The organism is Anaerolineales bacterium (genome assembly GCA_015075725.1).
Lineage (GTDB): Bacteria > Chloroflexota > Anaerolineae > Anaerolineales > Villigracilaceae > Villigracilis.
This window is the reverse complement of the sequence record JABTTV010000001.1, coordinates 2,086,433-2,108,969: the sequence shown is the minus strand read 5'-3', so window position 1 is coordinate 2,108,969 and position 22,537 is coordinate 2,086,433. Positions and strand designations below refer to the sequence as shown.

The 22,537-nt window shown below is 55.0% G+C and carries 23 protein-coding genes; 6 read left to right on the top strand and 17 right to left on the bottom strand.

Features of this window, described 5'->3' with window-relative positions; all coding sequences use genetic code 11:
- The first annotated feature begins 27 nt into the window (after positions 1–27).
- From HS100_10215 to HS100_10205, 3 genes are all read left to right on the top strand, one after another.
- A complete protein-coding gene (locus HS100_10215; protein MBE7434280.1) occupies positions 28–465 on the top strand; it encodes an NUDIX domain-containing protein in 438 nt (145 codons plus the stop codon).
- A gap of 50 nt (positions 466–515) precedes the next feature.
- On the top strand, positions 516–2,204 hold the full coding sequence (locus HS100_10210) for a carboxypeptidase (GenBank protein ID MBE7434279.1): 1,689 nt from the start codon (positions 516–518) through the stop codon (positions 2,202–2,204).
- Between the two features lie 166 nt (positions 2,205–2,370).
- Positions 2,371–3,315 carry a DUF4349 domain-containing protein gene (locus HS100_10205; GenBank protein MBE7434278.1) on the top strand — a complete coding sequence of 315 codons (945 nt, stop codon included), beginning with the start codon at positions 2,371–2,373 and terminating at the stop codon, positions 3,313–3,315.
- Positions 3,316–3,375: 60 nt separating this feature from the next.
- On the opposite strand, the gene HS100_10200 is transcribed toward HS100_10205, so the two are convergent.
- The 4 genes from HS100_10200 to HS100_10185 all read right to left on the bottom strand — a co-directional run bounded on the left by HS100_10200 (position 3,376) and on the right by HS100_10185 (position 7,874).
- Positions 3,376–5,172 (bottom strand): adenylate/guanylate cyclase domain-containing protein, encoded by a 1,797-nt coding sequence (locus tag HS100_10200; GenBank protein ID MBE7434277.1) that lies wholly within the window; start codon positions 5,170–5,172, stop codon positions 3,376–3,378.
- A gap of 71 nt (positions 5,173–5,243) precedes the next feature.
- Positions 5,244–5,849 (bottom strand): response regulator transcription factor, encoded by a 606-nt coding sequence (locus HS100_10195; protein MBE7434276.1) that lies wholly within the window; start codon positions 5,847–5,849, stop codon positions 5,244–5,246.
- Between the two features lie 72 nt (positions 5,850–5,921).
- Positions 5,922–6,824, bottom strand: coding sequence for a trypsin-like peptidase domain-containing protein (locus tag HS100_10190; protein ID MBE7434275.1), 903 nt, complete (start codon positions 6,822–6,824; stop codon positions 5,922–5,924).
- Positions 6,825–6,944: 120 nt separating this feature from the next.
- Positions 6,945–7,874 (bottom strand): 2-dehydropantoate 2-reductase, encoded by a 930-nt coding sequence (locus HS100_10185; protein MBE7434274.1) that lies wholly within the window; start codon positions 7,872–7,874, stop codon positions 6,945–6,947.
- Positions 7,875–7,944: 70 nt separating this feature from the next.
- On the opposite strand from HS100_10185, the gene HS100_10180 reads away from it, so the two are divergent.
- The gene (locus tag HS100_10180) at positions 7,945–8,463 is read left to right on the top strand and encodes a GNAT family N-acetyltransferase (GenBank protein ID MBE7434273.1); all 519 of its coding nucleotides are present in this window, start codon (positions 7,945–7,947) and stop codon (positions 8,461–8,463) included.
- A gap of 93 nt (positions 8,464–8,556) precedes the next feature.
- Here HS100_10180 and HS100_10175 read toward each other — a convergent pair whose 3' ends face one another.
- The 6 genes from HS100_10175 to HS100_10150 form a co-directional block, all read right to left on the bottom strand.
- A complete protein-coding gene (locus HS100_10175) occupies positions 8,557–9,879 on the bottom strand; it encodes an MFS transporter (protein MBE7434272.1) in 1,323 nt (440 codons plus the stop codon).
- A 196-nt stretch (positions 9,880–10,075) separates the two neighbouring features.
- Positions 10,076–10,462, bottom strand: a complete 387-nt coding sequence (locus HS100_10170) for a hypothetical protein (GenBank protein ID MBE7434271.1) — start codon at positions 10,460–10,462, stop codon at positions 10,076–10,078.
- Between the two features lie 39 nt (positions 10,463–10,501).
- Positions 10,502–11,785: an MFS transporter gene (locus tag HS100_10165; protein MBE7434270.1), complete on the bottom strand. Its 1,284-nt coding sequence runs from the start codon at positions 11,783–11,785 to the stop codon at positions 10,502–10,504.
- Positions 11,786–11,787: 2 nt separating this feature from the next.
- Positions 11,788–12,426 carry a hypothetical protein gene (locus HS100_10160; protein ID MBE7434269.1) on the bottom strand — a complete coding sequence of 213 codons (639 nt, stop codon included), beginning with the start codon at positions 12,424–12,426 and terminating at the stop codon, positions 11,788–11,790.
- Positions 12,426–13,523, bottom strand: coding sequence for a hypothetical protein (locus HS100_10155; GenBank protein MBE7434268.1), 1,098 nt, complete (start codon positions 13,521–13,523; stop codon positions 12,426–12,428). Before HS100_10155 ends, HS100_10160 begins: the two co-directional genes overlap by 1 nt.
- A gap of 3 nt (positions 13,524–13,526) precedes the next feature.
- Positions 13,527–13,913, bottom strand: coding sequence for a DUF2089 domain-containing protein (locus tag HS100_10150; GenBank protein MBE7434267.1), 387 nt, complete (start codon positions 13,911–13,913; stop codon positions 13,527–13,529).
- Between the two features lie 220 nt (positions 13,914–14,133).
- Here HS100_10150 and corA point away from each other — a divergent pair, with 220 nt between their 5' ends.
- Both corA and lexA read left to right on the top strand, forming a co-directional pair.
- On the top strand, positions 14,134–15,120 hold the full coding sequence (gene corA, locus HS100_10145; GenBank protein MBE7434266.1) for a magnesium/cobalt transporter CorA: 987 nt from the start codon (positions 14,134–14,136) through the stop codon (positions 15,118–15,120).
- A 119-nt stretch (positions 15,121–15,239) separates the two neighbouring features.
- Positions 15,240–15,911: a repressor LexA gene (gene lexA, locus HS100_10140; GenBank protein ID MBE7434265.1), complete on the top strand. Its 672-nt coding sequence runs from the start codon at positions 15,240–15,242 to the stop codon at positions 15,909–15,911.
- A gap of 79 nt (positions 15,912–15,990) precedes the next feature.
- On the opposite strand, the gene HS100_10135 is transcribed toward lexA, so the two are convergent.
- From HS100_10135 to HS100_10105, 7 genes are all read right to left on the bottom strand, one after another.
- Entirely contained in the window at positions 15,991–17,130 is a 1,140-nt protein-coding gene (locus tag HS100_10135) for a VWA domain-containing protein (GenBank protein ID MBE7434264.1), read from the bottom strand.
- Between the two features lies 1 nt (position 17,131).
- Positions 17,132–17,989: an FHA domain-containing protein gene (locus tag HS100_10130; GenBank protein MBE7434263.1), complete on the bottom strand. Its 858-nt coding sequence runs from the start codon at positions 17,987–17,989 to the stop codon at positions 17,132–17,134.
- Positions 17,982–18,578 (bottom strand): hypothetical protein, encoded by a 597-nt coding sequence (locus HS100_10125; GenBank protein ID MBE7434262.1) that lies wholly within the window; start codon positions 18,576–18,578, stop codon positions 17,982–17,984. The genes HS100_10130 and HS100_10125 overlap by 8 nt, the downstream gene beginning before the upstream one ends.
- Before the next feature lie 125 nt (positions 18,579–18,703).
- Positions 18,704–18,970: an EsaB/YukD family protein gene (locus HS100_10120; protein MBE7434261.1), complete on the bottom strand. Its 267-nt coding sequence runs from the start codon at positions 18,968–18,970 to the stop codon at positions 18,704–18,706.
- A gap of 57 nt (positions 18,971–19,027) precedes the next feature.
- Positions 19,028–19,876: a hypothetical protein gene (locus tag HS100_10115; GenBank protein ID MBE7434260.1), complete on the bottom strand. Its 849-nt coding sequence runs from the start codon at positions 19,874–19,876 to the stop codon at positions 19,028–19,030.
- Between the two features lie 13 nt (positions 19,877–19,889).
- Positions 19,890–20,771 carry a hypothetical protein gene (locus tag HS100_10110; protein MBE7434259.1) on the bottom strand — a complete coding sequence of 294 codons (882 nt, stop codon included), beginning with the start codon at positions 20,769–20,771 and terminating at the stop codon, positions 19,890–19,892.
- 1 nt (position 20,772) lies between these two features.
- A complete protein-coding gene (locus HS100_10105) occupies positions 20,773–22,428 on the bottom strand; it encodes a ThiF family adenylyltransferase (GenBank protein MBE7434258.1) in 1,656 nt (551 codons plus the stop codon).
- Positions 22,429–22,537: the final 109 nt, after the last annotated feature.

Genomic DNA, 22,537 nt, shown 5'->3' with positions numbered 1-22,537 from the left:
CCCAAATTCGAATAGAAGGGTCGTAATATGCGAAACCGCGCAGGGATCATCCTGATCCACGAGGGGAGACTTGCCTTGATGGAACGTCACAAACAGGGACGGCATTATTTTGCCTTCCCGGGCGGCGGTGTGGATGATGGCGAGACTGACGAACAAGCCGCTGTTCGCGAAGCGCGCGAGGAGTTGGGCATAGAGGTGGTAGTCGAGAAAAAAGCTGCCGAGGTCCTGCGGGATGGCAGGCGCAAGCAGGTTTACTTTCTGGTGAAATGGGTGGATGGTGAATACGGGACCGGCACAGGCGAGGAATTTGACGAAGTGGATGATTTCAACGGAACCTACAATCCAATCTGGATGCCGCTAGGCGAGTTATTGGAAAAAAATGTCGTCCCAATGGGATTGGCGAGGTTGGTTGTACAAGCGCAAGGAGACGGATGGGGAGAGAATGTGGTGATACGGGAGGAGTGAGAAAGTGAAAAGTGAACAGCAGGCAGGAGACATTGACCAGAGGAGCTTATATGCCAAACGTAAAGTTCGACCGGTTCCACCGGTACGATGAAATGACCCGCATCCTTAAGGCGTATGCGAAGGAATACCCAAACCTCATCCGCCTGGAGTCCATTGGGAAGAGTTATGAAGGCAGGGATGTCTGGCTGTTGAGAATCACGAATTTCAAAACCGGGGAGGATCGGGACAAGCCCGCGCTTTGGGTGGATGCGAACCTGCACGCCTCCGAGGTGACGGGATCTACAGCGGCGTTGTATCTCATCGATTCGCTCGTGACACGCCATAAAAAAGATGAATCTGTGACCCGCGCGCTTGATACCCGGGCGTTTTACATCGTGCCCAGGGTCAATCCCGATGGCGCGGAGTGGGCGCTTGCAGACCGCCCGAAGGAGATTCGTTCGAGCACCCGCCCCTACCCGTATGTGGAGAACGCCATCGAAGGCTTGGAAGCCGGGGAAGACGTGGATGGCGATGGGCGTATTTTGCAGATGCGCATCAAAGACCCGAACGGCGCATGGAAGGTACATCCCGATCATCCACGCCTGTTGATACGGCGCGACCCTGCGGAAGTTGGCGGCGAGTATTACCGCGTGTTGACCGAAGGGTTCATGAAAAATTACGATGGCGTTACCATCAAAGTCAACCCGCCCAAAGAAGGGCTGGATTTGAACCGGAACTTCCCGGCGAATTGGCGCAGCGAGTCCGAGCAGCATGGCGCGGGCGACTTCCCCACCAGCGAACCGGAGGCGCTTAACCTCGTCCGCTTCATCCTCGAGAACCGCAACATCACCGGCACCATTTCGTATCACACTTTCAGCGGGGTGCTCCTGCGCGGCATGCCGGAAAAGCCCGATGAGGAGCAAATCCCAGAAGACCTCTGGACGATTCAAAAGATCGGTTCGAAAGGCAAAGAGATTACCGGCTACCCGGATATATCCATGTACCATGAATTCCGTTATCATCCAAAACAGGTCACTACAGGCGCCTTCGACGAATGGACATACGAACACCGCGGCATCTATGCGTGGACGGTGGAATTCTGGAACCCCGTCAAAGAGGCTGGAATCACAGACGCCAAGTACATTGACTGGTATCGCGAACACCCCGTGGAAGATGACATCAAAATCCTGCAATGGAATGACACCATCCTCGAGGGCAAAGGCTACGTGGATTGGTACGAATTCGACCACCCGCAATTGGGCAAACTGGAGCTGGGCGGTTGGGACTTCCTTCACATGTGGTCGAATGTTCCCCTTGAATTTTTAGAGCAAGAGATTCAGCGCTTCCCCGAGTGGATCATCTGGCACGCTCTGATCGCGCCCGAGCTTGGTCTGCGCGACGTGACCGTCACCCCGCTGGGAGCGGATACCTACAATATCCGTCTTGTGGTGGAAAACCGGGGCTGGCTGCCGACCTACGTCTCAAAAAAGGCGCTCGAGCGCAAGGTCTCGCGCGGCGTGATCGCAGAGATTCAAATGCCCAAAGGCGCGAAGGTGATCTCAGGCAAAGAGCGCGAAGAACCCGGCGAACTCCAGGGCAGGGATCAAATTCCCGCTTCCTTTATTTTTGAACCGGGATACGGTTCTTCCGACCGCCTCAAAGTGGAATGGACCATCAAGGCGAAGAAAGGGACAAAGGTCAAACTTTCCGCCCGGCATGAACGTGCGGGAAAAATCCAGACTACAGTGTTATTGAAATAGCCTCCTCAAATCCGTAAGATGAGATGGACATTCGTCCGCGCAGATACGCCGAATCTGTGCGGACTTTTTATATAGGAAGGAGGAATATTATGACGTAGGAACATTTCCACCTCGATGCTCGTCACTTGAATAACGCCGAAAGTCCATATTCAAAACGGAGGATGAAATGAAATCACGAATCACATCGCTGCCGGTATTCCTGTTGCTGGGAATGCTGGTCCTGAACGCCTGCGGCGCGCCAGCCGTACAAGAACAGCCGACCGGTTTTGCGGAGCAAGCAGCAGCCGCCACTGAAGCCGCCGCTGTCGAAGCGGAGCAGCAGCTCGACACGCAGGACGGGGCGGATTCTGAATCCCGATTGAAGGAAGGGTATGTTTACGAAACCGGGACGGAGAACGATGCCGCACTGACCACGCATCTCGTCATCAAGTCCGCGGATATGCGCCTGCTGGTGGAGGATCCAGACAATGCCATCGAGCGTATCACGCAGATCGTGGGCGACACTGGCGGATATATCGTCAGTTCGAGAGTTTGGAACCAACCTTACGCCGACGGTAAGAATTACAAATACGCCACGATTACCTTCGCGGTTCCGGTGACGCAGTTCGAGCGCGCCCTCAACCGCATGCGGAATCTCGCCCTGCAGGTGATGGATGAGAACGCATCCGGCGAGGACGTAACTGATCAATATGTGGATTTGCAGTCCCAGCTCGTCAACCTCGAAGCGACACGCGACCGCATCAAATCCTTCCTCGACCAGGCACAGAACGTGGATGAGGCTCTGCGCATCAACCAACAATTGTCGGAGATCGAACGTCAGATCGAAGAGATCAAAGGGCGCATCAACTACCTTGATGACCGCTCCGCCTTTTCGACCATCACCGTCACACTCGAGCCGCAATTGCCCACGCTGGAGCCCGTGCCGATGCCAAAACCGATCTGGGAGCCCGGTGAGACTCTCAAGGAAGCCATCGAAGTCCTGACTCATGCCTACCAGAACATCGCCGACCTGCTTATCTGGTTCTTCGTCGTCCTTCTGCCGATCTTCGGTCCGCCTGTGTTGATCGTGTGGATTATTCTAAAGTTGATATTTAGAAAGAAACCTGCGTAAGTAAATGAACTCACTCCTGTGTGCTTGGGAGTGAGTTCCTATTTATCCAAAGTAAAAAAACTAAATCCTCACCCGCCACATCTCCTTGGCGGAGTCGATTCCGCGGATCTCGCCTTGAAATCTCGAAACCGAATTGGGCGCAGCGTGCTTTTCGAGGAATTCGAGCACTTCAGGGTCGTTGCGAATCTCTCCGGAGAGGATCAACTCGCCGCCTGCCGAAAAGTGCGGGAGCCTCGCCGCGATGTTGACCGTCGAGCCGAAGTAATCGAGCCGGTCGTTTAGATTCACCACGATGCACGGTCCATGATGGACACCGACCTTGATGGTCAGAGGCGGGATGCCGCGCGCGGTCAACTCCCTTTGCACGTTCCAGATGGCGCGCACAGCCGAAACCGGTTTTCGGAACGCCGCCATGACGGCATCACCCATGGTCTTGACAATGGCGCCGTCTTCCTTTGCGGCTGCCCCCTCGATGATGCTGAAATGCTCGCGCACCTTTCCAAAGGCCGAAGCATCGCCAATGTCGCGATATAACCTGGTGGAATTACGCAGGTCGGTGAACATCAGAGTCATCGAACCGACGGAGATCTCCTCGCCCGCACGCAGGACTTCGTTCGAAAAAAGATCGCGGAAGACCTGCAGCGTGGTCACATCCGCCGCGGTCGCCGCCTGGTCAGACCAGGTCACGCGCTCGAGTTGGAAGGTTTGTGTAAACTCCGTGTCGTTGAACAGGCGGATGTTCGGCGACAACCCAATATCCAAAAACTGGGTTGACCAGCCGAGCTTATCGGCGCGAAAATCCATCCGCGCGGCTCCGTTCACAGAGGCGAGCAGGGTCTGTGAACCTTCGAGACCGGAAGCCGATAAACGATACCGCCCCGGCGCGAGTATGGTATTGAAGGGCAATTCCTCGCGCGGCGGGACGACCAATGAAAAGATAATATGCGGCTGTCGTTGCGGGCTTCCCACACAGAACTCCACATTTGCATCCACCTTGCGGATTGATGAATTCGGGCGGTAGATCACTTCCACGTTCCTGTCGAAGTTCGCATCGAAACTGACCTGGCATGTGTTGCAGTGCGAATGTACTTTCAAGTCGCCCAGTTTGCGATGGTCCTCGGTCACGCCGCGGCATTCGGGACACAGCAGATCCCAGTACATGTCCAGCATCCCTTCGCGTGTGGCGTGCAGGAAAGTCTCCAAAACAGTTCGACGGTTCAAGCCCCAACCATCCGCGAGGGCGTAGGGTCTCATGCGTTGAATCGATATATCGTCTGCACGCTGAAGATACTCGGATAGACGTTCGAGGGTTTGAGAGTCCCCTTGCCCCGATTGCAGCCGCTCGCTGAGGATTCGCAGACGGGAGGAGCCGTTCGGGCTGAGATTTCGCCCGGGGCTGGCGGTCAGACTCAGGTCCGGGTTCGAGGCGATGCGGTCATATTTCGTGAATGCGTCTCCAAATCGTCTCGCGCTGACAAATCCAATCCCCAACGGGATGGCAATATCGCCCAAAAAATTCCGCGAGGTCGCCCACACTTCATAGGCAAGATGGGTGCCTTCGCCGCGACGTTCAAGGCGGCAATCCACGCGCATTTCGAGCAAGGGACCGGTTCGATAGCGGCGCAATATCCCGAAGCGATACGGGTACGTCCATTCGAACGGTTCTTCATCCCAGATGATTTCGATCAGCGGTAAATTGAATTTGACCCGTTTGACGCGGTTTTGAATTCCCAGCAGCTGCATGGGCGGCAAGCCCGTATCGCGGTTGAAGCGGTTCGTATCCGAGACGAGGGGCCAGAGCGCTTCAGGCGAAGAAGCCAGGTCCCACTCCCAAGTGTAGTGATATTCGCGCGGCATGAACTATAGACTCTTGAGTCCCGAAAATTTTACCCGCCCTTTATTCTGGATGCATTACAAACGGATAAGAATTACAACGAGATCAAACCCAGTTCGATCCCCCGTTTCACAGCTTCGGTGCGGCTCGCGACACCCAGCTTGGCATACAACGCCGAAAGATGGAACTTGACCGTATGCTCGCTGATGCCGAGCTCCAAGGCGATCTGTTTATTTGCCAGCCCCTCCGCCATGTTTTGGAGGACTTCCTTCTCGCGGGCGGTAAGCGTCTCTGGAAGCGATTCATCTCCCGAGCCTTCCCTGCCCTTTGGCAGGCGCATCAATCCTTCGACCAGGCCTGGCGCGCCCACCCACAGCCCCTCTGCCACTGCAAGAATCGCCGCCGACATTTCCTCCGCGCCCGCTTCTGCAGATAAGACGCCCCACGCGCGGATTCCTGACGAAAGGGACGCCCGCAACGAATCGATATCCTCGGTGAGGAAGAGCACCCCGACGTTCATATTTTCGATGCCCTGAACGGAAGAAACCGAGGCGAGTATTGCCACCTCGGTTTCCCGTTCGTTCACGTCCGCGATCCGCGCCGCCTCCCCCACCACACGTATGCCAGCACGGTCTGCCAGCATTTCACGCAAACCGACCCGCAGGGCGTGGTTGGGAGAGACGATGGTTACGTGGATCATGAAGCGCTCATTGGAGTGCAACGACTCCTGTCGTTGCAGTGTGCAAAGTCTGGAGACTTCGCACCCCAATTCCTATCTCTCGCCCACAACCACATTGATCGTTTGCAGCTTTCCGCCGCGCAATACGTCCATCGGCGTGGACTTGCCGACCACGTCCCCGCTCAGGCGGGAGAATAATTCATCATGATGCTCAACCGCCGTCCCCGCCACGCCAACGAGAATGTCGCCAATGATCAAGCCGCCTTTCTCCGCTGGGCTGTCCTTTTCGATGCCGACGATGAGCAAGCCTGTTTCCTGTCCGCCGCTCAACTGGCCCCGTGATTCAGCAGGAATATTTACGGTCTGGCTGCGGATGCCGATGTATCCGCGCTTGATCTTGCCGTGTTTGACAAGGGTATCGGCAATCCTCCATGCCACATCGGTAGGGATCGTGAGAGCTTCGCCGCCCATCCCGAAGCCGGAGGTGTTGATGCCAAGCGTCTCGCCTTCGCCGTTTATAAGCGGTCCGCCGGAGAAACCGGGGTAGGAGACAACATCGGTCTTGATGTAACTATCCAACATGCCGCCGCGCCCGGTACGAACGGGTCCGGCAATGCGGTTGATGATGCCAAAACTGGATTCGATGCCGTTCGCAGAGGGACGGCCAATCGCCAGGACAAGTTGTCCCACGCGCGCGGGTGTTTTCGCGACTTCGGCGGGAGAGGCTGAGGCGGAGTCCAATTTCAAGACCGCGAGATCCGTCCCCGGGTCCCGACCGACGAGGCGGGCACTGGTTTCGTTTCCGTCGCCAAATAGAATCTTGATATCCTCTTCACGCTCCACGACATGACCTGCAGTGAGAATCGTATCCTTTGCGATGGCGATTCCGCTTGCGGGTATGCGGCGACGCGCGTCCACCAAGGCTGTATATTTACCCGCTTTTTCTGCGGCGTCTGCCATGGATTGGGAAAGGTCACTAAAGATATTTTTGCTCATGGGTTTACTCCTTGGCGCTCATTCTAGCGGGCGCTTGGTGGGAGTGTATCGGTGAAAGGGATGGGATGGAACTGGAAATTTGGGTAGGTCGAGTGGGATGCAGTGAGCAGGACGTGGAGATCAGAGATTTCTAGCTTTTTTTTCAAGAGGGATAAGCGCGGCGTAAAGTTTTTCGTGGGTTGGGGTCGGAACGCCCAACATCTTTCCCATGCGAATCACAGCGCCGGTCTGTTCATTTAATTCGGAGGGCCTGCCTTCGACGATGTCCTTGTGCATCGAAGCAATGGTGTGCGGCGGAAGATTGTCGATGCGCTGCATGGTGAGCCTCACGAAATCATCCGCAATTGGAACTCCTCGGGCGCGGCCGACAGCTGCCGTTTCCTCCAATGCCCTGTTCAGCATGGCGCGCGATTCAGGATCGCCGCGATATCCGCCCGCAGGCTGGCGGGTGTATGCGCCGACGGCGCTCGTTGCGCAAATGAAGATGAATTTCTCCCACATGGCAGCCTGAATGTCTGCCGGGTTTTCTGCGTTTAATCCGTTTACCGATTTGAACATCCCTTTCAGATTTTGAATTCGTTCGCTTTTAGAATTATCCCACTCGCCAAAAGCGATGTAAGGCGAAACGCCAACATGACGAATGTGTCCCGGTCCTTCGATGAAAGAACTGATGCGGCTCAATCCGCCGAGGACATGCTTTGCGCCGAATTCAGTGAGAAGCCTGTCCATGTGTTCCATGCCATTCATAAGCGGCAGGATCATGGTTTCGTTTCCGATCAACGGTTTCATCTTCGAAAGGGCTTCATCCAACTGCCAGGCTTTGACACAAAGAAGGATCAAATCTGCAACGCCGATCGCATCGGGATCATCGGTTGCCTTTGCAGGGCGGATGATAAAATCACCCTCCACCGAATCGACACGCAAACCCGACTCACGGATGGATGCGAGGTGCGCTCCGCGCGCGATGAACGTGACGTCCTGTCCGCTTTGGGCAAGCTTCCCGCCGAAATATCCGCCCACGCCTCCCGTACCAAGGATCGCAATATTCATTCAGTTCTCCAATTTTGATCGAAAAATAATGCAGTTCGATGAAAGTATATCTTAAGCGATAGGAATGCAAATGGTCACTATCAGCAGCCCAGTTACGCTCAACACCAAACGCTTGATTCTCCGGCAGTTTATCTTGGACGACCGGGAAACCCTCTTCTCCATTACACAGGAGCCGGGCATCCTGCAATACTTTCCCACCAGGACTGCCTGGTCGATGGAAAAGACCGAACGTTACCTGGCACATCAACTCGACCATTGGGCAAAGTTCGGTTACGGGCATTGGGCGGTGACTCTGGCGGATTCGGGGCAACTCATGGGATGGTGCGGTTTGGAATTTTTACCCGATACAAATGAGACAGAAGTCGGTTATTTGTTGAGTGGAAAATTTTGGGGAAGGGGCTACGCCACCGAAGCCGCGCGTGAAACGGTGCTTTTTGGCATCAACCGGATCGGTCTGGACGAAATCATCGGTTTGACCGATCCGCAAAATATCGCCTCTCAACGGGTTCTGGAAAAAAGCGGCCTGACGTTTACGCGGCGGCAGGTCTATTTCGGGTTGGAGATGTTTCGATTCTCCACGAAGGTTTGAGGTCCGGGTCAAGGCGGAAGAACAAAAGAATATTCTTCGAGGAAAATATAAAAGCCGGGCGAAGATTCGTCCGGCTTTCGATTAGTTTTTCATTTACGCCGCTGCGGCTTCCGTTCCGGCTTTCGCCAGTTGATCATGGTCCGGCAAAATCGATTCAGCGTTGTGGATGGCTGGGATGAAATATCCTGCAAGGCCGACGAAGACGCTGAACACACCGCAGAAAAAGATGATCAGTCCCATGCCTGCGCCGGGACCAGTCCCGACCAGATTTCCGAAAGTTTCGGCAAAAACGCTGGCTGTGCGCATTTGCGGCTCGAGCACAAAGTCTGCAAGAGTTCCAGCGATGATGGGCGAAATTGGATTTGTGAACCATGCAATCAAACGACGGGCGGAGAAGACCCGTCCCTGCACATCCGGTGCAACCTTGGATTGCCAGATCGCCTGGTTGGAACCGTTAACAAGCGGAATAACGATGGCGGCAATGATGCTACCTGCGATCCAGACAGGCAATCCCCCCGTCAGGCCGAGAATCGCGATGCCAATCCCGGAGATCATCCAACCGATCAAGACCCCATGCACTCTGCGTTTGAATCCACCCCATGCGCTCATGGCGATGCCGCCGATCAACCCGCCTATCGCTCCCGCCGATTGGGTCGAGCCGAGCAAAAGGCTGTTGTTATCCGTGCGGGAAAGGATCATCGGGGCAACCAGTGTATATGCAATTCCTGCGAAGAGGTTCCCGACAAAGAACGTCAACTGCAAACCAAGCAGGCTGGGCCTGGTGAAAATATATTTGAATCCGTACGCCGCCTCTTTCCAGATACTCCCCTTGCCCTGTTCACCTTCCATGGTGCGTTCCGGCTGTGGAACATGCACGATCATCAATGCCCCAATGGCAAATAGAAAGGTAAAAACATCAAAGAGGAGGATACCGGTCAAACCGATCACGGGCAGGAGAGCTCCAGCCAGCAAAGGAGCCACCACATTTGGACCCGCCTCCACCAGGGACATCATCCCGTTGGCGCGGGCGTATTGTTCCTTCGGCACCATGGTGCTGATCGCGGCGGAATAGGCAGGCCACTGGAACGCCATACCCAAACCATAGATGATCGAGGCAAAATACAGATGCCAGAATGCAAGAATGCCGAGCGACTGGAAGATCAGGATGATGATGGTTGCAATCCCCGCCATCAGGTCGCTGACCATCATCATCATCTTGCGGTTGTGACGATCCACCATCACCCCGGCGATCGGAGAGATCAATAGAAACGGAGTGATGAAGAAGACCTGCATCAACCCCAGCGCAGTGGCGCTTTCGGTCTTTTGGAACATCCAGATGGTAAGACCGAACTGACTCATGGCACTGGCAAGTACGGAAACAATCTGCCCAAGCCAGACGATGGTAAATCCGAACATGCCCGTGGGTCCTTTGGTCGTTGTGGTTTCCATTTAAAGTGTTTTCCTGTTCGATTCTCTTGGCTTAAATAACCACCGTCCGTCGGCATTGGGCTTGTACAATCATGCCCACCCTCCGCTTTCAGGACGGTTGCGGAACCTGCTTACTGCATCAACTTATATAGGCCGTAAGATAACATTTCACACTCGCCTTTCTTCATTCAACGAATATCTCGACGTGCTCACCGTCTTCCTCGTCGGTGACATCGATGATCTTTCCTGTTACGCCCATGCGCAGCGCTTCCATCACATTGCTCATGTCCACGCCCTGGACCTCCGGAGCAAAATGCGCGCCGATCTTGAGTCCGGCATCCACCAAAGCCAGAGGAATTTGAACGGATGCCTTTGACCGCCCGGTGCGGGTATCGGTGACCCGCACGCGCAGCATGCGCGCTCCGCCCGGCGCGGAAGGCGAACGCGGTGGCGCGGGAACGCCACGACGCGAGTCGCTCAGCGCGGAGAGGAGTTTTGCGCCCTCCTCTGCGCTGATCTTGCCTTCCTCGATCAATTTCAATATTTTCATTCTTTCTTCGACATTTGCCATAACCGTTTCTCCTTTCGCCGTTCGAGCCTGGTGTTTTTCCTATCCCGCCGCGATGGCGACTTTATCTTCCACTGGCGTGTCTGTTTCGGATTTTTCCTCCGTCCTGGGAAGTTTGAACTTCAACCAGATCGGAATGACCGAAAGCAGGAGGACGAATGCTGTGATCTTGAAAGGTGCGGTCGGACCGAAGTTATGCCACAATTGCGCACCGATCCATGGTGCCGGGAGCGAGAGGATTCCCAGACTGGTGCTGAACAACCCAAACGCCAACCCGCGCAGGTTTTTCGGCACCGCCTTACTGATCAACGATTGATAGGCGGGACCGGAAATCCCCGCGCCCAACCCGGCAACTGCCCAGCCGACAAAGAACAGCCATTGATATTGCACGCCTTGCGGGATATTGACCAGGATGAACAAAGCCGCAGAAAGCAGCCCCATGCCAAGAGCGATGCAAATCCGTTCCCCTGCCTTGTCCGACAACCAACCGCCGGGGAAGGTGCTCAACATCATAAAGATGCCAAACATCGAGGTCACCCAGCCGATCTGCTGGTAGGTCAAACCGCCGGATTCCTGCATAAAGACCGGGAAGAGATTTCCCGAGAATTGGAAGGAAACGTCGCGCAAGCCGTCAGTGACCAACATCCATGTAATCAAGCCGCCTGAAAAAATCAATCCGACCATCGAACCGAGGTTGCTCTTCAGGCTCGTGAAAGATAATTTCTTGTGCTCGCCGTTCGCCTTTTGAGTCCTTGCCGCTTCGCGCGCCATGCTCAAGCGCATGATCATTGCAATGAAATAAAAGACACCGGCCACGAACAACATGAACTTGAAACCGTATGTGCCGGTCAGCCAACCCCCAAGGGGAGGACCGACAACCGTTACAACCATAAAGATCGCCTGCGAGATGCCGTATACTTTGCCGCGATTCTGCTCACTGGAATGTTCGGCGATAAAAGCATCGAAGCTCGGTCCGACCAGGGAACGTGCAACCGCGCCGAACGCCGTTGCAAGAAGCAGCCACTGCCATGTATCGGCAAGGACCATCGGGATGAACCCAAGCGTGCCAAAGACGCTGCCAATGGCGATGGCGCGCAAGCGACCCAGCGAATCCGACACCCAGCCGCCAAGGATCTGCAAAAACAAAGGCACGATCTGCGCCAGCGTAAAGAACAGACCGATCTGCGTAATATCCGCGCTCAGTTCCTTCAAGTACAACGGCAACAAACCGTCGTACATGTTCCCGCCGATGTTCGCAAAGATCATCGCCGTCAGGAACAGGATCAACAAACCGCTTAGTAAAGGTTGTTTCTTGATGGTTTCCATTTTTATCCTATAAAGACCTGCACATGCTCGCCGCTGTCCGAGTCATCCACATGCACGATCAGCGGGTCTCTAACATTCTTCGCCAGCGAGATCGCCGTCACCACATCGTCCACGTTCGTATTCTTCAAACCTTCGATGCGGCTGCCGAATGTGCGGATGAACCATGCCGCAAAACCCAATGGCAGCGGAAACGCCAGCGAAATTCTACGAGGACCATCCTGGTCTTTCGAGCGGGTCCGGTCCACATTCACATACAGCCACCTTGATGTGCGGCTTCCCGCGCCAAGCGCGATCAACATGATGCCGAGCGTAAGCGGCATGCCCAGGCAATAGAACCAGAAATTCAACCCGGAGTTTTGCTGGACGCTGAACATCCACCAAGCAATGAAGACGGTCATCAAGACGCCGATCCAGAGGAAGGCTCCGGAAAAACGATGCGCTCTCATGCGGACTTCGTCGAACTCAGGAGCATCGCTTCTTTCCCCACCGGTCACGGGTCCGACCTCAATGACCTCCGGTTCTCCCGAATCCGATTCCTCCCCCGATTCGTCGAGCGCGCGCATCAGCGTCGCCGCCTCTTCCGCGCTGATCTTTCCATCCGCAACCATTTGAAGAATTTTCCTGCGCTCTTCAGAAGACATTACGAGCCTCCTTCCAATGCCGCTAAAAGTTTTTCCGCTTCTTCCGCGGTGATCTTCTTATCCTGAAGCATCTTCAGAATCGCAAGGCGCTCTTCATCTGAAACCGGCGCCTTGGGCGGAACGGGAACGCCCTTGGGCGAAAAATCCCAATTCCAACGACCGATGCCAAGAGCAACTTTTCCGCGGCCGCGCTTTTCCGCCGCACGGACTTTCTGTTCTATGCGCCGGTTTGCCGCTTCGATCTTGCGCTGAGCCCGTTCGGTCGCCTGCTCCACGCGGCGGGAGATGCGTTCGCCAAAGCCGGACCAGTCCATGCCCATACCGGCGAAATTGCCGAAATCCTCCGCCGAGTCGCCCGCATCCGACCGGTTCGAGACGCGGATGTCGCCGCCCGCGCTGAGATTGATCTGCGCTGAACCGTCGCCAAGCGTAACGCTTCGATTGGTGGAGTCGTCGACGTTTTCAACGCCTTCCCAATCCATATGGATTTCGTCACCGCTCATCGAAAGTACGGCGTTCGCCCTCGGGGGCATCACAAGCAGGATATCGTCCCCGGCATTGACGTTATACGAATAGCCAGGTCGGGGATTCAGATACATCACGACATCTTCGCCCACATTGGCGGTCACATTGCCGCGCACATCGCGCAGGGCAAGGTCGTCAGAAATTGAGTCGAGGGCTACATTCCCATCCACATCGCGGATGGAAACGTCCGAATCCGCTTTCCGGATGGACAAACTCCCTTTCGCGCCGCGCAGGCTGAAGTCCGCATGAACCGTTTCGATGGTCACGGAATTCACGTCCCGCATCGAAAGGTCGCCGCCGGCACTGATCAATTCGATCCCGCCCATCACGCCGCGGATCGAAGCGTCGCCGCCAATATTGGAGATCTTCACGTTCGCGCCTTTCGGCACACGTATCGAAAGATCGTCATCATAGGATACCTGCACAAAGTCACCGTCCTGGCTGACGCGCATTTCATCGTCATCGGCTTTGAGAAGGATGTCGTCCCCTTCCCAACCTACGAGACTGAGGTCGCCGCCGATTGACTCGATCTCAATCCTGGGCGTTCTTCCCGCATTGATCGTCTTGGACATGACTTATTCCTCCTCGCCGCGCAGGATGCGCATGGCTTGATCGGCTGTGATCTTCCCGGCTTCGAGTTCGGCAATGACATCCCTGCGGGTATCATCGTCCACATCCGGCAGTTCGTCTTTACCGGGTTCGAAGCCGAGTTTACGGATCACTTCATGCAGGCGGTTGCGAATGGTGGGATACGACCCCCAGCGCTCCTCCTGCTCCATGCGGTTGATCTTGCCTTCGCATCGCACGAATGAGATCACGAATTCCACCTGGTCGGGAGACAGATTGGAAAATTGCCCCATCGCGAACTGACCCTCGATCGAGGTGTCGCAACTGGAGCAGTGCAGGCGGACAACTTCCATTTCAGACTGGCAGATCGGGCAACGAGATGGCGCGGGTCGCATAATGGGTCTCTCCGATATATAATTGGCTGGAAAAGGCAAAATTTCAATAAAAAATAAAGATTTTTTAGCCGGATTTGCGAAAAATCAATTTCTATCTCTCAAATCCTAATAAAATTATACCCATTATTTATTATTTGTCAAGTACAAATAAGGAATTTCAATACAACCTTCAAGATTATTGATTTCCTCATCAAAATTCTCAATCCACCCAGAGGTCACCATGATTCGCTCCCTTTACTACAAGCCCGGACATCCCGTCCGAACCGATATCCCGCCATTGGAATTCCCCCGCCTCATCCGAGACCGGAGGGGGATGCTGTGGGTGGACTTTATCGGCGAACCGGAGGAGGAGGCGGAGCCGATCCTGCGCAGTTTCGGCTTCCATCCCCTCGCCATCGACGACGCACTGCAGGAAACCCACACACCTAAAGTGGATGATTGGGACGACTATCTTTACATCGTCCTAAGCATCCTGAACTACCGGCAGGAAAACGGGGTGTTCGACGCTGAGATCGACGAGTTGGATATTTTTCTCGGTCAGAACTATGTCATCACGTTCCATGATCAATTGCTGACAGCCGTCGAAGACACCTGGATCGCCTGCCAGCGCGACATCCGCCACGTGCAAGACGGCGCCGATCATTTACTGTATCGGATTGTAGACGCGCTCGTAATGAGTTACATGCCGCTCATCGAGGATATCGACGCGCAAGTAGATCAAATCGAGGATAGAGTCTTTGATAAGCCTCATCCTGAAATCCTCGAGCAGATCTTCGCCCTCAAACGCATCCTACTCACGATGAGGCGGATCCTGCTCCCCCAGCGCGAAGTGCTGAACAAGCTCGCCCGCGACGATTACCGCGTGATCGACCCGCGCGACCGGGTCTTCTTCCGTGATATCTACGATCACCTCGTCAGACTGCACGACCTGAACGAGAGCCTGCGGGACCTGGTCACAGGCGCGCTGGATACTTATCTCTCCGTGACAAACAACCGCATGAATGAGATCATGAAGGTATTGACCGTGATTACGACGTTCTTCATGCCGATCACCTTCATTACCGGTTTCTTCGGCATGAACTTCTTCGAACCAATTGCCAATCTTATGGGCTGGACGAGCCAGCAGGCATTTACGGCCACCATGATCATTCTCCTTGGCCTGCCGATTGGGATGTACATTTGGATGCGCGGCCGGACCTGGGTGTGATTCTAAATTTCCCCCCAAAAATCCTTGACACAGAACAGGCGTTCGAGTATCATTATAACTAGCACAAATGAGCGAAGAATGCTCGTAACCCGCGCCAGCCCACTGGCAGGAGGCTCGATATGATGATGGTTCGAAAAAGCAAAGGAATCGGGGATCGCCACAGGAAAATTTTGGATTTTATCGCGTCCTACCAACGCGAGCACAAGCACCCCCCTTCCATCCGTGAGATCGGGGAAAATTGCGATATTTCCTCCACTTCAGTGGTAAATTACTACCTCGACCAGCTCGAAAAGGAAGGTTTGCTCGAACGCGACCGTAAGATTTCGAGAGGGATGAGACTCACTGGCGGTAATAATCCTCTCGGTGATATGCTTCGTGTCCCGCTCATGGGCGTCATTCAGGCTGGTGAACCCATCCTTGTACCATCGGAATCCCCTTTTACACCTGAAGATTCGGTTGAGATCGCCATGTCCCTGATGCCCGCGCGGGAAAAAGGAAAAGACCTCTTTGCCCTGCAGGTTCAAGGTGACTCGATGATCGACGCTATGATCAACGACGGCGACATTGTCATCCTGAAGTCTGCGCAGGACGCCCGCAATGGCGAGATGGTGGCGGTCTGGCTTCCCGAACGCAGTGAGACCACGCTCAAATATTATTACAAGGAGAAGGATGGCTTTCGCCTCCAGCCTGCGAACCCCGCTTTCAAACCAATCCTGGTCAAAAAGAACGAAGCGCTGGACATCAAAGGCAAAGTCGTCATGGTCATCCGCAGGATGGAACGACAAAACTAGAGACTTCAAGACTCCAAGCCCAATATCCCTGAGTTTTATTGATCAAAAAGCGGCGCACATTTCTGTGCGCCGCTTTTTCTTATTTAATTTTGATTTGTGGCTTCCTGCTTCCCGTTGCGGTTTGAGACAGCTTGATCCTTCCCTTACGTTTAAATCCTTTAAAACCGCCGAAGAGGTCGCCTCCGCGTGAGATGACGATGGGAATCAACAACAGCAGAAGCAAGCCGCCAAGGATCATGGCGAACAACGTCAACGAGCTTTGAGCCACTTCCGGCAGGACGCCGCCCGGATTGTAGTTCCCTTCGGTGGAGACACCGACAGACGAGATCGACACTGTCAAATCACGATTCACGCCGTCGCGCAAGGTGGACGGGGAACCGTAAGTTAGGGCGTATTCGCTTTGCAACGCGCGGCCGTACTGTTCATATAATGCCGTCAACGCCTGCGGATCGTTGGCGAAACTGTACAGGCCGCCTGATTTTTCCGCCAGGAATTTCATGGCTGGTTCATCCAATCCCGCTTGAGCAGAAGTGCCGGGATCGCCAAAGCCGATGGTGGAGATGGTCAACCCGCTCGGGCCGATCGCCGCGATGACATCGTCGGGCGTGGCAGCGCTGTGATTATCCAGTCCGTCCGCGAGGACGATGATGGCTTTGCGCCCTTCGATGCCTGCGAGGGCGGTTTCCGCTTCGATCAAGGCGTCATACATGCTGGTATCGCCGCCGGTGACCAGTCCATCAATGGCAGCGATCATCGCAGCGTTATCGGTCGTAACCTGCTGGACGTAATAGGTCTTGGTATCGAAGGTGATCAACCCGGCCTGGTCACCTGCGCGCATTTGCGTCACGTAGGCCTTGGCGGCGTCTTTTGCGGCATCGAGTTTGCCGTTTTTATCCATGCTGCCGGAGATGTCGATCACCAACATGGTGGTCAAAGGGTCTGCCTGCCCTTCCCCGCTTTCCCCGCCACCGCGGATATCCACCGACTGCATCGGCTCGCCGTTCTCGGAAATTTGGATGGACGTGGGATCCACGCCCACCGGCTCACCAGCGGAGTTCGTCACCGAAACATAGACGGTCACGTTCGGGAATTTGGAATTATCCACCTGTGTGATGCGGATCTGGAGATCGTCCTGCGCGAAAGCCATCGGCGTAAGGAACATAGCGAGAAATCCGGCCAGGATAAAGTTTAGAATGAGGCGAAGGGGATTCTTTTTCATGCTACCTCTTTTCATGGTAGACCATCTCGGTGTTGCCCATGCGTATCTTTTGCCCATTCGAGAGATGCGTGGCCTGAATCTTTTTTCCGTTTATGTATGTGCCCGCCAAACTCATATCCTTCAGCGTGAAGCTTCTGCCATCCCCCGTCAACATAGCATGTTGCGGGGCGATGTCGGGATCGGGCAGGACAATCTCGGATTTGAGCGGAGAACTCCCAATGGCGACCGCAGGATGACCGGAGCGCATAAATTTATCGAGGATGAACTCGGTGCCTTTGAGTTTGCCAGAAGTGACTTCGAGCCAGGCGCGCGCAAGCAGTACAACGATGAGGGAAATAAATGCCCCGACCGATGCGCCCAGAAATACGAGACCAGCAGCTTTGCCGGTGAGCGGATCGGCAAGCCAATTGTGCGCGCTTTCGAGCAATACACCGCCGAGTGCGCCGCCGATCAGACCGCCCAACATTCCCTTCCACGCCTGACTTTTGCCAGTGATGCCTTCGGCGAGACCAAGCATCAACCCGAAGACCGCCCAGCCGAGTGCGCGGCCCAGGATGCCCGCACCGACTGCCTGAAAGAGAAATTCACCGAGCGGAAGCCCGATGCCCCCGGCAAGAGCGCCAAGAAACGCGCAAAAAAGACCGGACTTTGACGCCTGCACCAGGTTTTGGGTGAGCAAGCCTTCGGTGATGCCGATGAACAAACCGATGACCAGGCCGATCAATCCCCCGACAAGAACTTCGCTCAGGTATAGATTTGCGACGATTGAAAGCCCGAGGTTGTCGCTGACCTGCCAACCGATCAAGCCGCCGATAGCGCCGAGAACTGCATAAAAATAGGTTCGCATTCTTCTACTCATAATCAACTCCTTGCATTTCCTGCTCGTCGCCAAGCAGGTTTCGCCAATTCACCATGCTCCTGCCCAAGTTTCCATTCAGTTCGTAAAACCCGAAGTAACGAGAGGGGTCAAGATGTCCTCCTTCCTGGCGGATGAAAAATCCGGCAACTGAACTATGAGGCTCCACCACCAGTGCCACCTGCCAGGGTTCGGGAAAGAAATTGTTGTGGAGGAATGTATCAAAATGGGAAAGGAAAATTCCCATGCGCGGATGGGTGTGATACCAGCCGACGATCCGCTTTCCGCTGTAATTCCTATCGATCTCATCATGGAAATCTACGATGGTGTCTTGCGTGAAAGTCAGGTAGACGCTACCCTGCCGGGTGTGCCGGGCGGGAAGCATGTGCTGGACCACCACGAACTGCGAGCCGGAATCACGATCCATGCACCACAATCCAACCAGTGCACCGCCTACTTCATCGTCCAATTCGCCGGTCGAATGAATGAGGATGCGGGTATATGCGGGCTGCGATAGAAAGACGTTGACAAGCGGTTGCCTTCCATCGCTTTCGTGGACCGAGACCCAGCGCTTCGACCGAGCCAGTGGCATGCAGGCTCGTATCGGTCTCGCGCTAATGGGGGTGGATAGGCGAATTCCGTTACCAGTCATTCGATGATCCAGTGTTTTAATGAGGCGGGCTGTTCCATGCGAGCTGGAGCAGCCCGCCTTGAAGGTCAACCGGCGGTTACGTCGGCCGTCATCATCAACCGGTCGTTTTGCGGGATTCCCGCCTGGGAGAGCGTTTCGGTCTCCTTCAGTTCGCGACCAAGTGCCTTGCTGTCCAACCGATAGGACATCGGTCTTCCATCGGGTCCGGTGGTGGGCAGTTCCAGGGACGTGGTCAATTCCGGAATAAGATCCTTCACGACTACATCATCGGGAACCTCGGCAGTGCGGGTGCCCCCGGAGGGTAGAACCAGGGTGACAGGTATATCGGACATATTTTTCTCCTTTTCACTAATTCTCAAATACAAAACTTTGTAAGCGCGCAACGATGACTATTTCAATTTGATCACCGGCGATTTCTTCTTCTCCACCGGTTTTATCTTTACTCGTTCCGGGCGGAGGAGTTCACGACGGTCCACAGGGAACTCATTGGGATGTTTCTTGCGATATTCGCGGGACCAGCGCGCCGCATCCGCATCCCACGGGAACGGAGGTTTGGTCGGGTCGTCGTGAAAATTCTTCCACTGGAGCATTTCTCCCAACATGACGACCAGACGGTCCAAAGAACGGCTTGCGGTCCACCAGGCAGCGTCGATACACACGCTCCCGTTCAGGTGATTGATGTTGGGGTGCCATATCGGAGTCATCCACTTCATGCCCGGCCAGCGCTGCGGGTATTGAGTATGCAGGTAGATCTCCACTTGATGATTGTTTCCATATTTTGGTCTGCCCGATGAATCGATGCCGATGATGCTCTTGCAGGCGAAGGTCACGATATAGCGTTCGGGCGGGACTCCCGGGCGGGCATCCACAGCCTTGAAAGTGATCAAGTCGCTGCGGGCGGCGATCTCCTGCATGAGCTCGTAATCGTTTTTCAGGCGTCTCATGCGCGGGCTCCCGGCGACAGAAACGAAGCTTCCGGCTGTGATGTCTGCGGTCAGCATGAGGCGGTCGTTTTCAGGAACTCCCGCTGCGGAAAGAGTCTCGTTCTCTTTCAATTCCCTGCCGAGGGCTTTACTATCGAGACGGTATCCCATCGGGCGTCCATCCGGACCGACGGTGGGAAGTTCCAATAACGAAGCCAACTCAGGCATCAAATCGCGAACCGGCACATCGTCGGGAATCTCCGCTGCGCGCGCGCCGCCGCTTGGAAGAACTATGGTTACATTCAGGTCGGACATGTCGAGTCTCCGTTCACAAGGTATTGAGGTGTGGGACCTGGCATTCGCCTGTAACATCCCAGCAGTCCGCATGATGCACGGTATTGCAAATCTCGCATTTTTTCACGCCGCGCGGATCGGTCAGTTTGACTTCCTCCAGACAATAGGGACAGCGGTGGACTTCGTACAACGAGACCTGCACGTTGGGTTTGCGTCTGGATCGCTGATATCCCAATCGGCTTCCCTTGTTCTTGAAGGATAGCGATACAGGCCTGTCGCGCCTTCCCCAACGGAATCCCGGCAAAGATTTAATGCGGGGAAACAGATTCCCTATGCGGGCAGAAATCGGCGCGTTCGAGGCGCGTCCGCGCAATAAACGAATATTTCCATTGGAACGGGCAGGCACCGGAACCTTCACCGATTCCCTCATATTCACCGATTGATGAGGTACGGATGACTCGCGCCCGATCTTTGGGGGTTTTCTCCTCCAGGCGGCCAGGGAAATTACAGCCACGATCAACGCGCTCCCAAGTTGAGCAATCTGTTCATGATCCAACACCCCGTCGAGCCAGGGTTCGAGCGGACCGATACCAATCTGCCAGTTTGTAAAAAAACCCAGGGCGAGCATACCGATCGGTAGAAGGATCAGCATGACCAGGAACGAAATCCAACCGGGCCGGTCATAGAAACTGGCGCGGGGCGCGGAACCAGACGCAAGTCCGACGGCGAGAACGGCAAAGATAATCATCAGGAACGGAGTAAGGTTTTCCTGATACCTTTGGATCAACGCGATGAAACCCGCGATCATCAGAACGAACATCAGGCATCCCACCAGTCTGCGAAGGAAACCTGGAGAATACGAGGAGGTTGAGGTATCGCTTGTCATGGCGGCATGAACGGACATTCGGGCATTCATATCATTTCTCGTCCCGTAGACGGATTCGTCCCGAGCCCACCCGCAAGACCGGGGATGTCTTTATATCTTTGATATGAAGCGGCGCTTCTTTGATCCGGATGCGCATCTCTTTCTTGTCTTCGAGTCCGATCCGCGTCTCGAAATCATGAAAATGAAGCGCCTGATCGAGATCGCCGGTCAGTTCATAAAAGCGGTATTCCTCGCCGTTGTGAGCGCGGATGATATGCAGGGGCGGCACTCCGACACTCGCCAGTGTGCGATGAAGGAATTTTTCTTCGCCGGTGATGACGTGGGTCAGAAAAGCCTCGCGCAAAATGCCGCAGTTCGGGCAATGCCCGGCTTCCAACGAGACTTCACCGAGCGGGCGCAAGACTTCCTCGACCGTTTTGCAGTTCGGGCATTCGAATTTCGTGACAAGTTCCTGGTCCAGTTCGATTACAGCATTCAGCCCGAGGTCCGCGCAGGCGATGCGGAGCAAATCGTCGAGGGTCGTCCGTTCGGCGCGGGCGGGAAGTTCTGTGATCGTCCCATACGTCCAATGGGACTCGCAATCATCGCGCGGTACATAGGCTGTCGTGTGCATTTCGTTGACCATGCCGTTAAAGTGGGTCACCTTGCCCGGCTCGACGGGCATGCTGTTGATCAGTTTCAACGCCTCCTGCGATTGCATCGCGCCGATGATCGAGGCGATGGTCGGCGTAGTCGGAACTTTACCCAGGAGAACGTTTTGCCGGGCAAGCAATGGGCATGAATAACGAAGTGACAAATCTCGCAGTGCCTGCTCGGTCAGGGTGCATTCATAACATGCGCCCTGACCCGGCACAAAGACGCGCACCAAACCAAGCAGTTCCTGGATTGCGCCATCCACCCAGGGTTTGTTTACCCAGTAACAAAAGCGGTTCACCGCCAGGCGTGCCTCGCGGTTATCAAGACAACCGATGACCGCGTCCATGCGGCGGAAGACCCCCAGCCCGACTTTGGATGTGATATCTCCGTTCACATACTGAACATGCACCTGTGGATTGACGGTTTTCGCGCGCGCAGCGGCGATTTCCGCTTTACTGCGGTTGCTATCCGTTTCACGAAAGAGAACTGAGCGGCTCAAGTTCGCCATTTCGATCTTATCGAAATCCACGATGAAGATATGCCCCACACCCATCAAAGCCAGGTTTTTTATGACCTCGTTGCCAAGCGCGCCTGCGCCGATGACCATGACCCTTGCGTTTTGGACTTTATCACGATCCCACCATGAGATGAAGTCGAACGTCCCGAGGCGGTCCTTATGCAAGTTTGGGATGCGGATCGGCTTATCGGATGCGATCGGTACCCGGATCGGACTCGTGGGCGGCTCGCTTCGAGCCGGACTTTCAGCCTGTCTCCCATTCCTTCCAGCCAGTTCCTTCGCCCGGGTCAGGTTCGATTCGTTGACCTCGCGCGCGAACCAGCCGACGTGTGGGCGCGACTCCAACAGGCTGTGTTTTTCGAGCATCTTGAGCGCTTCGCGCAGGGTGGCCCGGCTGATGCCGAATTTGACGATCAACTCGCGCTCAGGCGGGAGTTGTGTGCCGGGAGCCAGACTCCCGTTCAAGAGAGAAGCGGCAAGCTCACCTGCCACCGTCTCGGCAAGGGGTTTGTGGGAAACTCGTTCGATTTTCATAATTTTTTGGTCTGGTGGTCAGACCACTGGCGAGAATTATAGGAACTTCCCTTTTCACCGCGAATGGGAAATGGGTACTGGTTAAACAAAAAGATGGCTCTTGAAAAGC